Source organism: Streptomyces venezuelae (genome assembly GCF_008642275.1).
Classification (GTDB): domain Bacteria; phylum Actinomycetota; class Actinomycetes; order Streptomycetales; family Streptomycetaceae; genus Streptomyces; species Streptomyces venezuelae_E.
The window spans coordinates 88,207-100,542 of record NZ_CP029189.1; the positions used below are offsets into that span (position 1 = coordinate 88,207).

Genomic DNA, 12,336 nt, shown 5'->3' on the forward strand with positions numbered 1-12,336 from the left:
CCGGGCCCGCGCCGCGCACCACGGGTACGGTGCGCACGGCGTCAGCCGCGTTCGAAGGCGTGCGAGTGGCCGATGACCGCGAAACCGCGGCGCTCGTACCAGTGGCGCGGCCAGTCCGTGGCGTCTGCCGTCAGGAAGCGGAAGTCGCTGTCGTGGGCGGCCGCCAGGTGCAGGGCGCCCGCCAGGACGGCGTCCGCGTAGCCGCGTCCGAGGTGCGCCTCCGAGGTGATCAGGTCCTCGATCTGGGCCGTGCCGGTCGCCCGGTCGACGTAGAGGTCGGCCCATGAGGCGACCTCCCCCGTCCCGGTCCGGGCGGCGATGAACCGGACGACGTCCGCCCCGCGCCGACGGGCCTCGCGCCGGTCGACGAGCTGGCGCAGGACCTCGTCGTCGACGTCCGGGAGGAATCCGCGCCAGCGCCGGGTCAGCGGACCGCGCAACGCGTCGAGGTCCACTTCCCGCGCGGGTCCGGCGTCCGGGACGGGTCCCGTGTGCAGCATGACCAGGTAGGTGGAATGGGTGTATCCGGCACGGATCAGCGGCTGTGCGCACGCCCTGCCGGTCTCGTCGTCGAGTACGGAGACCAGCCGGTGCGGCAGGTGCCCGAGGGCCTCCTCCGCCAGGGCGGGCAGCGCCTCGGGGTCGACGGCCGCGTCGATCAGGACCTGGTTGTTCGCCCGGGACTGCGCGAACGCGTCGTCGTACACGGCGAACCCACCGGGCAGTGCCTCGGTACGGGCGGCCTGGCGGCGGGCGAAGTCGGACAGGAACGCGTTCACGCGCTGGAGTGCGGGGCTCGGCATGAGCCGAGCCTATGCAGGCGAAGCCGTGGCCTCCTCCGGTTTTCCCCGTGGGCGGCCGTCACAGGCGCAGGACCACCAGTGCCGTGTCGTCGGTGACGCCGGCCGCGGGGATGAGCTCCGCCAGCAGGGCGTCGGCGAGGGCGTCGGGGTCGGCGGTGCGGTGTCGTGCGAGGGCGTCGGCGAGCCTGCCCAGGCCCACGTCGATGTCCTCGCGGCGGCGTTCGATGAGCCCGTCGGTGTAGAGGACGAGGGTGGAGCCCTCGACGAAGCCGAGCCGGGCCTCCGGACGGCGGGTGTGTTCGGGCCGGGCGCCGAGCGGTGGGTCGGTGGCCGCGTCGAAGAAGGTGACCGTGCCGTCGGGGTGGCAGAGCACGGGCGGGGGGTGGCCCGCGCTGCTGTAGGTGAGCGTACGACCCGTCCAGTCGATGAAGACGGACACGGCGGTCGTGGATTCGGCGCCCTCGATGTCACGGGCGTACAGCCCGAGGACCTCCAGGGCCTGGGCCGGGCCCTCCGCGACGCGTGAGGCGGCCGACAGGGCGCTGCGGAGCTGACCCATGACGCCGGCCGCGCGCAGTCCGTGGCCGACCACGTCCCCGACGGCGACGGCGGTGCGGCCGGGCTGGTCGACGAGGTCGTACCAGTCGCCGCACACGTTCAGCGCCACGGTGGCGGGCCGGTAGCGGACGGCGGCCTGGTGGTGGCCGAGGGGGCGGGGTGCGGGCAGCAGCGACTCCTGGAGGTGGACGGCCACCTCCCGCTCGTGGGCGTGGGTGCGGCGCAGGCTTTCGTTGACGGCCTGGAGCTCGCGGGCCCGGGTGTAGAGCTCGGCCTCCAGCACCTCGGCGGCGCGGTCCTGGCCGCTGGGGCCGCCGCGGGCCCGGATCAGTTCGGTGACCTCCTCCACGCGGTGCAGCAGCAGGGCCACCGTGCCGTCGGCCGCGAGGACGGGGACGTTGACGGGGCTCCAGTAGCGCTCCTGCCACAGCCCGGACCCGTCGGGGTGCTCCACGTCGTAGCGCTGCACGGCCATGGTGTCGGGCTCGCCGGTGGACGCGACCCGTTCCAGTGAGGCGCGCAGGTTGCGCATGCCGGTCGCCGCCGGATCGGTGGGGTTGTCGGGGAAGACGTCGAACAGGTAGCGGCCGATGACCTGCCCGCGGGTGCGGCCGGACGCCTCCAGGAAGGACTCGTTGACGTCCACGTACACCAGGTCAGGGGTCAGCAGGGCGACCGCGCCCGGAAGGGCGTGGAAGACCGCGTGATAGTCGATCCCTGATCCGTCCACATCCACCTGTTCGCGCGCCACCGCCGGGTCGTGAGGTCACTTCCACGATAGGTGCGACCATGCGGGGCGGGCCCGCCGTCGCCCTGTCATTGAGCCGTTCGGCTCAATGACAGGGCGACGGCGGGCAGCGGCTCAGGGGGCGATCGGCAGCTGTCGCTTGTGCTCGGTGAGGCGGTAGCGGGCGACGATGGCCGCGAAGGCGGGCCCCTCGACGGGCTTGCCCTCCAGGAGGTCGTCGATGTCGTCGTAGGTGACGCCGAGCGCGTCCTCGTCGGGCTTGCCCGGGTCCAGCGTCTCCAGGTCCGCGGTCGGGGTCTTGTGCACCAGCTCGGCGGGCGCGCCCAGCTCCTGTGCGAGGGCGCGGACCCGGCGCTTGGTGAGGCCGGTGAGCGGGACGACGTCGGCGGCGCCGTCGCCGAACTTGGTGAAGAAGCCGGAGACCGCCTCGGCCGCGTGATCGGTGCCGACCACCAGGCCGTCGTGCGCACCCGCCACCGTGTACTGGGCGATCATGCGCTGCCGGGCCTTGATGTTGCCGTGCACGAAGTCCTGGTGGCGCGCGTCGCGGAAGGCCGTTCCGCCGGCCAGCGCCGCTTCCAGGGCGGCGTCGCTCGCGGGCTTCACGTCCACGGTCAGGACCCGGTCGGCCCGGATGAAGTCCAGCGCCAGCTGCGCGTCCTTCTCGTCGGCCTGGGTTCCGTAGGGCAGTCGCATCGCGAAGAAGGTCGCCTCGCGCCCGGCGGCACGCGCCCGCTCGACGGCGAGCTGGCACAGTCGGCCCGCGGTGGTGGAGTCCACGCCGCCGCTGATGCCCAGGACGAGCGCGCGCAGGCCCGTGGAGGTCAGGCGCTCGGCGAGGAAGGCCACTCGGCGCTCGATCTCCTGCCGTACGTCGAAGGACGCGCTCACCTGGAGATCACGGGCGATCTCCTGCTGCAGGGATATGGACGCCAGGTCGGTCACGGTCGCTCCTCGCTCGGGCCCGCGCACGGGTCGGCAGGTGCCGCCCGGCCGGGGTCGCAGTCCACGGGTACGGGACGGAAGCACTCTAGAGGAAGGCCGGGGGCATGGCCGACGGGGTCCCGTCCAACGGCCGCTCCGCCCCCGCCGGGCCGAACCTGCCGCTGGGGACGGTGAAGCTGGCGCCCCACCAGGTGCGCCCGCTGGGGAGCAACGCGGTCCACGCCCCGTTCGGCCGGGCGCTGCCGACGGCACCCCTGCACGAGATGTTCGCCCGAGCCCGGGAGCGGAGGACCGCCGACGAGGACTGATCGTCCGGTAGTCGGACGGAAACCAGGTGCGCGCGGGCGTCGGCGTTGCCAAGCTGCTCCGGTGAATCATGAACAGATCTCCGGGATCGCCCACGCCGGCCACCCCATAAAGGCCCCGCTCGACGACGACTCGGTACGCCGACTGCTCGGACACGGCGCACCGCGCGACGGCGAGCGGGTGCTCGACCTCGGGTGCGGTACCGCGGAATGGCTGTTGCGCGCCCTGACCACGCACCCCCGTCTGCACGCCGAGGGCGTGGACACCTCCGAGGTGTCCGTGGAGCAGGCACGCCGGTCGGCGCGCCTGCTCGGCGTCGGTGAACGGCTCGTCGTACACCAGCGGAAGGCTGCGGACTTCGTCTCCGACCAGCCCTTCGACCTGGTGCTCAGCGTCGGTGCCACCCACGCCTTCGGCGGCCTGCTGCCGACCCTGGCGGCGGCGCGGGAGCACCTGGCTCCCGGCGGCCGGGTGCTGCTCGGCGAGTGCTTCTGGGACCGCGCCCCCTCCCCGGAGGCCGTCGAGATCTTCGGCGAGCTCCACGACCTCGCCACGACCGTGGACCTCGTCGTCGCCGACGGGTGGGTACCCGTATTCGCGCATGTCAGCACCCGCGCGGAGCTGGACGCCTACGAGTGGTCCTGCCTGGGATCGCTGGCCTCGTGGGCCCTCGACCACCCTGCCGATCCGGACGCCGCCGAGGTGCTGCGGACCTCCCACGCGCGCCGCGCGGAATGGCTGCGCGGCTACCGCGACAGCTTCGGCTTCCTCTCCCTGGTCCTGCGTCCGACCTCCGGCCGGGCCGTCTGACGTGACGAGGAGGGGTGCGGGCGGGCACGTCCGTCCGCACCCCGGCCACCGTCGGCCACGGCCCGGGCGCCGCCCGGTGCGGTCGGCCTAGGCGAGGCCGTCGGCGACCAGCCCGGCGAGGACCGCCTGCCCCAGGGCCTGCACGGCGGACTGCGGGCGGACCATCACGGTGAACTCCTTGATCCGGCCCTCCTCGTCGAAGTGGAGCAGGTCGATCCCGTGGATCTCCCGGCCGTCCACCGCGGCCCGGAAGAGCAGCACCTCCGCCGGGGCCTCCGCGCCGTCGGCACTGGTCTCCGCCGTGCCCTCGAAGTCGCCGACGTACCGGAAGTCCTCGAAGACGCGCATCAGGACGCCGAAGAGGCCCAGGACCATGGGCCGGCCCTCGAAGGGCGTGAACTTCACCGGGCTGTAGAGCCGGACGTCCTCGGTGAACAGGTCCTCCAGCCCGGTGAGATCCCGCTTCTCCACGGCGGCGCGGAAGCGTTCGGCAGTCTCCATGACCTTCTCCCCATACTCATGAATCTGACTAGTCACTTTCTTGAGTATCATGCAGGGGTCGACGAGGAAGGGGAAGGGGCGACCGCGATGGCTTTGCGACATGCCGTACTGGCGGCGCTGCTGGACGGCGAGTTCAGCGGCTACGAGCTGGCGAAGTCCTTCGACATCGGCGTGGCGAACTTCTGGCACGCGCTGCCCCAGCAGCTGTACGCCGAGTTGGCCAAGCTGGAGAAGGAAGGGCTGGTCGAAGGCCGCGAGGTGGTCCAGGAGACCCGGCCCAACAAGCGTCTCTTCCGGGTCACCGAGGCCGGCCGCACCGAACTGGAGGAGTTCGCCGCGGCCCCGCTGAAGTCCTCCGTCATCCGTGACGACCTCCTCGTCAAGGTCCAGACCGCCGACCGGATCGGCATCGAGCCGGTGATCGCACAGCTGGAGGCGCGTGCGGTCGCCGCCGACGCCAAGATCGAGCTGCTCGGCCGGGTGCTGCGCAAGATGCGCGGCGACATGGACGAGGACGAGTTCCTGCTGCACGGCGAGCGGATCGGCGGATACCTCACCGGTCTGCGCGGCCTCGCCTTCGAACAGGGACACCGCGACTGGTGCCGCCGGAGCGCGGCGATCCTGAAGGAGAGACTGACCCGTGCCGAACGGTGAGTACCTGCGCTACGTCGCCCTGGGCGACAGTCAGACCGAGGGCCTCGGCGACGGGGACGACACCGTGGGCCTGCGCGGCTTCGCCGACCGGTTCGCCGAACACCTCACCGCCGCGAACCCCTCTCTCCTGTACGCCAATCTGGCCGTCCGGGGTCGTCTCGCCGGGCAGGTCCGCGCCGAGCAGCTGGGCCCCGCCCTGGAGCTCCGCCCCGACGTGGCCACCGTCGTCGCCGGGGTCAACGACATCCTGCGGCCCCGGTTCGACGCCGCGGAGGTCGCCGGGCACCTGGAGGAGATGTTCGCCGCGCTCACGGCCGCCGGGGCACACGTGGCAACGGTGACCTTCCCCGACCTCAGTGTGCTCGTACCGCTCGCCCGACCCGTCGCGCCGCGCATAGCCGACCTCAACGACCGCATCCGCGCCGCGGCCGCCCGCCACCAGGTCGCCGTCGCCGAGACCGCCCGGCCGGTCGCGGTGACCGACCCGCGGATGTGGACCACGGACCGCCTCCACGCCAGCCCCGTCGGCCACGAACGGATCGCCGCCGCCCTCGCCCACGCCGTCGGCCTGCCCGGCAGCGACGACACCTGGACGCACCCTCTGCCACCGCGGCCGGCCGCCCCGGGCGGCTCGACGGTGGCGGCCGAACTGCGCTGGGCGGCCGCGTTCCTCGGCCCCTGGCTGGGCCGTCGGCTGCGCGGCCGCTCCTCCGGTGACGGCCGCACCGCGAAGCGCCCCGCCCTGCTCCCCCTGGCCACTGCCGCCGACCGCGCGGACTCCCCCGGCGCCTGAGCCGCAGCGCCGCCGGCCCGCCGGGACCGGGCGGTCATCGCTTGCGCGGCCACCAGCCGGCGCGTCTGCGTGAGCCGCGCGGTCCGCGCTCGGACCGCAGGGGCGGTGCCAGTGCGAAGACCACGGTGATGTGCGCGCCTCCCCGCGGGCCCCGGGCGATGCGCATCGTGCCGCCTGTGACGGCCGCGGCCCTGCGGGCGATGTCGAGGCCGAGCCCCGAGGAGCCCGAGCTGCTCCCGCGGGACAGGGCCCGGTCCGGTTCCGGAATGCCCGGCCCGGAGTCCTCCACGACCAGTTCCACCGCCTGGGCGGTACGGGCGACGCGGACCCCGAACGCGGTGCCGGGCGGGGTGTGGCTGAAGACGTTGCCGATGAGCGCGTCCACCACGGCGGCGATGTCGTCGTCGCTGAGGCTGACGGCCGTGGGCTCCTGGGTCAGGTCGAGGGAGCAGGTCCGGTTCTGCTGCTCCGCCAGGACCGCCCAGAAGGCGGTCCGGCGCCGCACGACGTCGGCTGCCTCGCCCCGGGGGCACTCGGCCGCCGGGCCCGGCCCGGTCGCCTGCGGGCCCGTACCCGTGTCCGCACTGCGCATGCCGTGGCCCATCGGGCCCACGGCGAGCGGTGTCCGTGCCGCGGTGATGATGGCCTGGAGCTCCGACTCCAGCGCGTGCACCGCCGCCTCGACCCTGGCCGACTCCGGGGTGCCGGCCATCCGCTCCGATGCCAGGTGCAGGGCGGTCAGCGGGGTGCGCAGCCGGTGGGACAGGTCGGCGACCAGTTCGCGCTCGATGGCGAGCAGTTCCGTCATGCGGTGGGCCATGGCGTTGAAGGCGACGCCCGCGTCGCGGAGCTCCTTGGGCCCCATGGGCTCCACCCGGGTGTCCAGATTGCCCTGGCCGAGGGTGTGCGAGGCCTGGGCGAGCTTCTTGGAGGACCGGACGACCTTGGCTCCGAGCCGGTCCGCGACCAGCACCGACCCGCCGACCAGGCCGACCGCGAGCAGGAACATGACCGCCCAGGAGGCCTTGACCCCACGGGTCAGTTCCTCGTCGGGGACGAAGTTCTCGATGACGGCGACCCGGTCACCGGGGAGCACCACGGGCTGCAGGCAGATCCATCCGCCGGGAGTCTTCTGCGAGATGGACTCGCGTCCTTGCTGGGCCCGTTCGAGCAGTTTCACGGGGGCCTGGGAGTCGCCGAGGCTCTGGGCGTCGGGAAGATGGACGACCAGGTGCTCGGCCGAGTCGAGTCCGGCGGCGGATTCCCGCAGCGCGGACGGATCCGTGGTGAGCGTGAGCACGGGTGCGAGGGCCGCGGCGCGCTGCTCGGCCGCGGTGACGCTCTGTTCCTTGACCAGCGACATCACGAGGGCGCCGAGGGGTATGAGGAAGGAGAGGGCGACCATCGACGTCACGGCGAGCGCGACTCCCGCCAGTGAGCGTCTCACCGCGGGGCCACCAGTTTGATGCCGACGCCGCGGACGGTGAGCAGGTAGCGCGGGGCGGCGGCGCGTTCGCCGAGCTTGCGGCGCAGCGACGACAGGTGCACGTCGACCGTCTGGTCGTCGACGTACGGCTCGCGCCAGACCTCGGTCAGCAGCCTGCGTTTGGAGACGACCTGGCCGGTGTGGTGGGCGAGGAAGGCCAGCAGGTCGAACTCCCGCCGGGTGAGGTGCAGCTCCCGGCCCGCCAGGTACGCGGTGCGCGCACCGGGGTCCACCGTCAGCTCGCCCACGGTGGTGGCGCCCAGCGGGTCGGCGGCGGGCGCCGGCCGGGCCCCCGGCCCGGTGTGGGCGGTGCCCGTGGGGGGCACGTGGCTGGTGCGCCGCAGGACGGCGGAGAGGCGGGCTATGAGCTGTCCTCCGGAGAAGGGCTTGACCAGGTAGTCGTCGGCACCGGCGTTGAGGAGCTTGATGATCTCGGTCTCGTCGTCGCGGGCGGTGGCCACCAGGACGGGGACGGAGGAGATGCCCCGGATCATGCGCAGTGCGTCTCCGCCGTCCAGATCGGGCAGGCCGAGGTCGAGGACCACCGCGTCGACGGGCGTCTGGGTGACCTCGCGCAGGGCGCCGAACCCGTCGCCCACGCTGCGTACGGCATACCCGTGCTCCGCCAGGACCTCGATGAGTGACTGGCGGATGCTGGGGTCGTCTTCCACGACCAGGACGCTGGGCATGGGCACACCTTAGGGGTTCGGTCCGCGCAGCTTCCTAGTGGGCGGCGAACGCCGGACCGCTGTCGGTGAGGCGCAGGTGTACGGGGTGGTCGGCGACCGGAATGGTGCAGCCCTCCTTGGCGCTGCAGCTCGCGTAGCCGAGCAGCACCGTCGCATCCCCGTTGCCGTCGGCGCGGACGGGCAGGGTGGTGGTGACGGGGCCGTCCGGGTAGACGGGCATCGGGGCGTCGACCCCGGGCACGCTGATGGAGCGTACGTCGGCGGATGCCGTCAGTTTCCCGTCGGCTTTGAGGACGCCGGTGACGCCCACCGCGGTCGGCCGTCCCACGCCTTCCACACCGGTGGGCGGAAGTTCGGTGCTGTACAGGTGGAAGCCCTTCTTCTCGGGGGTGAAGACGGCGGTCAGTGTGCCCTTCGGGGCGTGCCAGTCGGACACCGAGAGGGTGACGGTGACTCCGTTCTCGGTGAAGCTTGTGGTGGCCGGGGCGGCCCCGGCGGCCGCGGCTCCTGCGGCGCCCTGACCGGAGGGAGCGGAGAGTGCGGACGAGCCGGAGGGCGCGGACGAACCGGACGGCGCCCCGCAGGCCGTGAGCGCGGCCAGGGAGAGGAAGGCGGCCGCGGTCCGGGCCGTCCGGACATGCCTCTTGCTCGGGGAAACGTACATCTGGACCTCTGTGCCTCTCGTGTCGGGAAAAGGAACGGTTCTCGGGGTCTTCGGGACTTCGGGACTTCGGGACTTCGGGACTTCGGGTCTTCGGGGCGGGCTCGTACGGGAATCCGCTCACACGGCGGTGGTGAAGTCCGCGCTCCACGACTGCAGCCGGTACACCAGGTCGTTCCACACCCCGGTGGCCAGCAGGACGCCGACGAGCACGAGCATCCCGCCGCCGATCCGCAGGACCCAGGGGTAGTGGCGTTTGACCAGGCCGAAGGCGCCCAGGGCCCGCCGGAAGGCCAGTGCCGCCAGGACGAACGGCAGCCCCAGGCCGAGACAGTAGGCCGCCATCAGCAGCGCCCCGCGGGCCGCGCTGGCCTCGCTCCAGGCCAGTGCCTGTACTGCGGCGAGCGTCGGGCCGATGCACGGGGTCCAGCCGACGGCGAACACCGCGCCCAGCAGGGGGGCTCCGGCCAGCCCGAGGGCGGGCCGGCGGTGGCTGCGGAACTCCCGTTGGGTGAATCCCGGCAGGAACCCCATGAAGGAGAGCCCCATCAGCGCGGTGAAGACACCGAGCACCTGGGTGATCACCTCCTGGTGGGCCAGCAGGGTGCGGCCGAAGTACCCGAACAGTGCGCCCCCGGAGACCAGGACCGCCGTGAAACCGAGGACGAACAGCGACGCGCCCACCGCCATCCGGCTGCGGCGCCCGCCGCGGGCCTGCGCCAGGTCGGAGACCGACAGGCTGGTCACGTAGCTGAGGTAGCCCGGTACGAGCGGCAGCACGCACGGCGACAGGAAGGAGACGAGTCCGGCGAGGAACGCCACCGGAGCGGCCACCGCCACGGTTCCGTGGAGGAGGGAGGGGGTGTCCGCGGCGGCGAGCACCAGCACCGCCGTCATGACGCCTCACCCGCCACACGCGCGAGCAGCGGGCTCAGTTCGTCCCCGGTGACCGCGCCCCCGATGCTGACGGCGATGCGGCCGCGGCGGTCGATCACGAGGGTCGAGGGGATGGCCTGCGGGTTGAGGAGGGCGGGGGGAAAGCGGAGCAGGAGCTCGCCGGTGGGATCGTGGAGGCTGGGGAAGCCGAGACCGTGCGCGCGTACGAAGGACCGGGCCGCGGCGCGGTCGGGGTCGCGGGTGTTGATTCCGAGGAACCGGACGCCCTGGTCCCGGGTCTGCCGGTCGACCCGCGCGAGTTCGCCGGCCTCCGCGCGGCAGGGGCCGCACCAGGAGCCCCAGACGTTGACCACGACGACGTGCCCGCGGAAGCCGTCGAGGGTGAGCGGCTTCCCGTCGAGGTCGTCGCCCGCCAGGACGGGCGCGGCGGGCCGGTCGGCCGGATCGATGACCGCGGCCTCGGCAGCGGTGGCGACCACGGCCGAGGCCGAGTCGGCGGCCGCAGGTCCGGCCGCGGCCTCCGCGCGGCTGCCGTCGGCGGCGACGGTGCCGACGGCGGCGAAGACACAGCCGGCCACGGCCGCCGCGAGGGCGGCCACGGCCAGGGCCGCCGTACGCATCCGGACCCCGCCCGGGCCTTCTGGTCTCACGAGGCCCACTTGCGCAGGAAGGCGTTGATCCCCTCCGCCGTGAGGGAGGGGTTGCCCGTGGCGTGGGTGTCGGTGCGCACCTTGCCGGACGAGTTGACGGCGACCAGGACGGGCATCGTGTAAGTACCGCCCGAGGGGCTGTACTTGCGCAGGAGTGCGGAGTTGGCGGAGCTGTTGCCGCCGATGTCGATCTTGACCAGGTGGTACGAGGCTCCGAGGATCGCCGACGTCTGGGGCTGGGCGAACACCTTGTCCGCGGCCTTGCAGTTGCCGCACCAGTTGGCCCCGAAGTCGAGGAGTACCGTCCGCCCGTCGGCCTTGGCCGCGGCCAGGGCGGCGTCGATCTGCTTCTGGGCGTCGGCCGAGCTGTCGTAGCCGGGTCCGGGGACCCGGGCCGGGGCGGGCGCGGCGGACGTACGGGCCGGCTTGGGGGCGGCCGGGGCGCTCTGGGTCCGGGCCGGGGCCGGCGAGGAGGAGGCCTGCGCGGTGGCGGACGCCGACGGCGAGGCCGAAGCGCTCGGGGAGGCCTCGGTGGACGCGGAGGCCGAGGGCTCGGCAGCGGCGAGGGCCTGCGCGGACGACGCTCCGGCGGTGGTGGGCGAGGCGGAGCCGGCGCTCTCGGTGGACGGCCCGCAGGCGGTGCACAGACCCGCCGCGATCACGGCCGCGGCGGCGAGGGGCAGCCGGACACCCAGAGGTGCGGCGGTGAGGGGGCGCGCGGCGCGGCCGGCACGGACGGGTCGGAGTATGCGAGAAGTCATGGCGAAGACACCCCAAGGCGCACGGAGAACTGAGGGAAGCGGGAAGGGCGGGAAGCCCCCCGGCTCGGTGAAGCCGGCGGACCCGTGGTGCGCCGGGGCGGTGTGCCCGGGCGCCGGAGGCCGGTCGGCTGAGGTGAGCATAGGACCGCGGCGGGCCCCGGGAACCGCCTGAGCCGGATCTTGAGGTTCCCCTAAGGAAGAGCTCACCTTCCGCTTCGCCGGGACTCGTGCGATGAGCGCATACGGGGAGGCGAATCCGCCGAAAGGGAGCGAGCGGGGACCCAGTGGTGCGGACCGGACCGGGCCGTCCGGCGCTGGGCGGTTGGCGCTCGGCGACCGGCTCTCGGCTCTCGGCTCTCGGCTCTCGGCGAGCCGGTTCTCAGAAGGACGTCTCGCGCACGCTGGCCTTGGCGATCGGGTCGATGGTCGCGGTGACGACCGACCGGTGGTCCGAGCTGCTGAACGTGACCGTCAGGGTGTCGTCGTCGGTCTGTGCCGTGGTCGCCTTGAAGCCGCGGCTCGGAACCGCGGAGATCAGGCACACGCCGCGGCTCCCGTACCGCACGGTGACCTTGCCGCCCTGCGAGGGGACGGTGTGCAGTCCCGGTCCGCCGTTCACGCAGTCGACGCCTGCTTTGGGCGCGGTGGTGCGGGGGGCCGCCGAGGGCTTCGCGGGCGGGGAGGACGGGGCCGAAGGGGTCGGAGCCCCGGTCGCGCTGGGCGAGGGGCTCGCAGACGCGGAGGCGGTCGGGGACGGAGCGTCCGGCGACGGGCCCTGCACCGCGGGCCAGGCCGGCGGCGAGTCGAAGACCATGGGGGCGGACCGGGCCACCGGGGGCGTATGGCGGGTGGAGCCGACGACGAACTGGACCGTGGCGAGCACGGCCGTCACGCTGGTGGCCGTGCACGACAGCCATATGAACAGGTAGCGCGGAAATCGAGGCACGGCCCCATAGTGGCCGACGGGCCGAGCCGCGCGTCACCGGCTCCCCCGTACGGCGCGACGGAGCTCCGTCGCCGGGGGTCCCCGTGGGTCGCCGGGGTCTGGGACCCGGGCGCCAACACGGACGTCCT

General features: G+C 73.5%; 16 protein-coding genes. 5 read left to right on the forward strand and 11 right to left on the reverse strand.

Annotated features, from left to right (window positions below; all coding sequences use genetic code 11):
* Positions 1-41: 41 nt before the first annotated feature.
* From DEJ51_RS00310 to nadE, 3 genes are all read right to left on the reverse strand, one after another.
* Positions 42-803, reverse strand: coding sequence for a GNAT family N-acetyltransferase (locus tag DEJ51_RS00310; RefSeq protein WP_150255218.1), 762 nt, complete (start codon positions 801-803; stop codon positions 42-44).
* Positions 804-861: 58 nt separating this feature from the next.
* Complete coding sequence (locus DEJ51_RS00315) at positions 862-2,112, reverse strand: SpoIIE family protein phosphatase (protein WP_223835582.1); 1,251 nt, start codon at positions 2,110-2,112, stop codon at positions 862-864.
* Between the two features lie 111 nt (positions 2,113-2,223).
* Positions 2,224-3,054 (reverse strand): ammonia-dependent NAD(+) synthetase, encoded by an 831-nt coding sequence (gene nadE / locus DEJ51_RS00320; protein ID WP_150255220.1) that lies wholly within the window; start codon positions 3,052-3,054, stop codon positions 2,224-2,226.
* A gap of 104 nt (positions 3,055-3,158) precedes the next feature.
* Here nadE and DEJ51_RS00325 point away from each other — a divergent pair, with 104 nt between their 5' ends.
* Positions 3,159-3,362, forward strand: a complete 204-nt coding sequence (locus DEJ51_RS00325) for a hypothetical protein (protein ID WP_150255221.1) — start codon at positions 3,159-3,161, stop codon at positions 3,360-3,362.
* Positions 3,363-3,423: 61 nt separating this feature from the next.
* Positions 3,424-4,170 (forward strand): SAM-dependent methyltransferase, encoded by a 747-nt coding sequence (locus DEJ51_RS00330; RefSeq protein ID WP_150255223.1) that lies wholly within the window; start codon positions 3,424-3,426, stop codon positions 4,168-4,170.
* A gap of 87 nt (positions 4,171-4,257) precedes the next feature.
* On the opposite strand, the gene DEJ51_RS00335 is transcribed toward DEJ51_RS00330, so the two are convergent.
* Entirely contained in the window at positions 4,258-4,671 is a 414-nt protein-coding gene (locus tag DEJ51_RS00335) for a nuclear transport factor 2 family protein (protein WP_150255225.1), read from the reverse strand.
* An 87-nt stretch (positions 4,672-4,758) separates the two neighbouring features.
* Here DEJ51_RS00335 and DEJ51_RS00340 point away from each other — a divergent pair, with 87 nt between their 5' ends.
* Complete coding sequence (locus tag DEJ51_RS00340; protein ID WP_150255226.1) at positions 4,759-5,325, forward strand: PadR family transcriptional regulator; 567 nt, start codon at positions 4,759-4,761, stop codon at positions 5,323-5,325.
* A complete protein-coding gene (locus tag DEJ51_RS00345; RefSeq protein ID WP_150255228.1) occupies positions 5,312-6,118 on the forward strand; it encodes an SGNH/GDSL hydrolase family protein in 807 nt (268 codons plus the stop codon). The genes DEJ51_RS00340 and DEJ51_RS00345 overlap by 14 nt, the downstream gene beginning before the upstream one ends.
* Before the next feature lie 34 nt (positions 6,119-6,152).
* On the opposite strand, the gene DEJ51_RS00350 is transcribed toward DEJ51_RS00345, so the two are convergent.
* The 7 genes from DEJ51_RS00350 to DEJ51_RS00380 all read right to left on the reverse strand — a co-directional run bounded on the left by DEJ51_RS00350 (position 6,153) and on the right by DEJ51_RS00380 (position 11,881).
* Positions 6,153-7,565 (reverse strand): sensor histidine kinase, encoded by a 1,413-nt coding sequence (locus tag DEJ51_RS00350; RefSeq protein WP_150255230.1) that lies wholly within the window; start codon positions 7,563-7,565, stop codon positions 6,153-6,155.
* Positions 7,562-8,293 carry a response regulator transcription factor gene (locus DEJ51_RS00355; RefSeq protein WP_150255232.1) on the reverse strand — a complete coding sequence of 244 codons (732 nt, stop codon included), beginning with the start codon at positions 8,291-8,293 and terminating at the stop codon, positions 7,562-7,564. The genes DEJ51_RS00350 and DEJ51_RS00355 overlap by 4 nt, the downstream gene beginning before the upstream one ends.
* A gap of 34 nt (positions 8,294-8,327) precedes the next feature.
* Complete coding sequence (locus DEJ51_RS00360) at positions 8,328-8,957, reverse strand: hypothetical protein (RefSeq protein WP_150255234.1); 630 nt, start codon at positions 8,955-8,957, stop codon at positions 8,328-8,330.
* A gap of 117 nt (positions 8,958-9,074) precedes the next feature.
* The gene (locus DEJ51_RS00365; RefSeq protein ID WP_150255236.1) at positions 9,075-9,851 is read right to left on the reverse strand and encodes a cytochrome c biogenesis CcdA family protein; all 777 of its coding nucleotides are present in this window, start codon (positions 9,849-9,851) and stop codon (positions 9,075-9,077) included.
* Positions 9,848-10,501, reverse strand: coding sequence for a TlpA disulfide reductase family protein (locus DEJ51_RS00370; protein ID WP_223835583.1), 654 nt, complete (start codon positions 10,499-10,501; stop codon positions 9,848-9,850). Before DEJ51_RS00370 ends, DEJ51_RS00365 begins: the two co-directional genes overlap by 4 nt.
* Entirely contained in the window at positions 10,498-11,262 is a 765-nt protein-coding gene (locus DEJ51_RS00375; RefSeq protein WP_190620093.1) for a thioredoxin family protein, read from the reverse strand. Before DEJ51_RS00375 ends, DEJ51_RS00370 begins: the two co-directional genes overlap by 4 nt.
* Positions 11,263-11,641: 379 nt before the next feature.
* On the reverse strand, positions 11,642-11,881 hold the full coding sequence (locus DEJ51_RS00380) for a hypothetical protein (RefSeq protein WP_223835584.1): 240 nt from the start codon (positions 11,879-11,881) through the stop codon (positions 11,642-11,644).
* 25 nt (positions 11,882-11,906) lie between these two features.
* Between DEJ51_RS00380 and DEJ51_RS00385 the strand changes: the two genes are divergently transcribed.
* Positions 11,907-12,191 carry a hypothetical protein gene (locus DEJ51_RS00385; protein WP_223835585.1) on the forward strand — a complete coding sequence of 95 codons (285 nt, stop codon included), beginning with the start codon at positions 11,907-11,909 and terminating at the stop codon, positions 12,189-12,191.
* The last annotated feature ends 145 nt before the right edge of the window (positions 12,192-12,336 follow it).